The organism is Mammaliicoccus sp. I-M35 (assembly GCF_022386455.1).
In the GTDB taxonomy this organism is placed as follows: Bacteria; Bacillota; Bacilli; order Staphylococcales; family Staphylococcaceae; genus Mammaliicoccus; species Mammaliicoccus sciuri_A.
On the sequence record NZ_JAJNIL010000034.1, the window covers coordinates 1 to 377 of the forward strand.

At 50.1% G+C, this 377-nt stretch carries 4 tRNA genes; all 4 read right to left on the bottom strand.

The annotated features are described in order from the left end of the window. Positions 1-89: transfer RNA gene (locus tag LQ679_RS14695), tRNA-Leu, on the bottom strand. A gap of 6 nt (positions 90-95) precedes the next feature. Beyond that, positions 96-170, bottom strand: a tRNA-Gly gene (locus LQ679_RS14700). A gap of 32 nt (positions 171-202) precedes the next feature. Beyond that, positions 203-284: transfer RNA gene (locus LQ679_RS14705), tRNA-Leu, on the bottom strand. A 5-nt stretch (positions 285-289) separates the two neighbouring features. Continuing rightward, positions 290-365, bottom strand: a tRNA-Lys gene (locus LQ679_RS14710). Between the last annotated feature and the right edge of the window lie 12 nt (positions 366-377).

Sequence of the window (377 nt, forward strand, 5' to 3'; positions counted from 1 at the left end):
TGGTGCCGAGGACCGGAATCGAACCGGTACGGTAATCACTTACCGCAGGATTTTAAGTCCTGTGCGTCTGCCAGTTCCGCCACCCCGGCAAATAATGGAGCAGAAGACGGGATTCGAACCCGCGACCCCAACCTTGGCAAGGTTGTATTCTACCGCTGAACTACTTCTGCAAAATTAAATGCTTAAATCATATTAATAATAATGCGGGTGAAGGGAGTCGAACCCCCACGCCTTGCGGCGCTAGATCCTAAGTCTAGTGCGTCTGCCAATTCCGCCACACCCGCTTAAATGGTGAGCCATAGAGGATTCGAACCTCTGACCCTCTGATTAAAAGTCAGATGCTCTACCAACTGAGCTAATGGCTCTAAAACATGGTG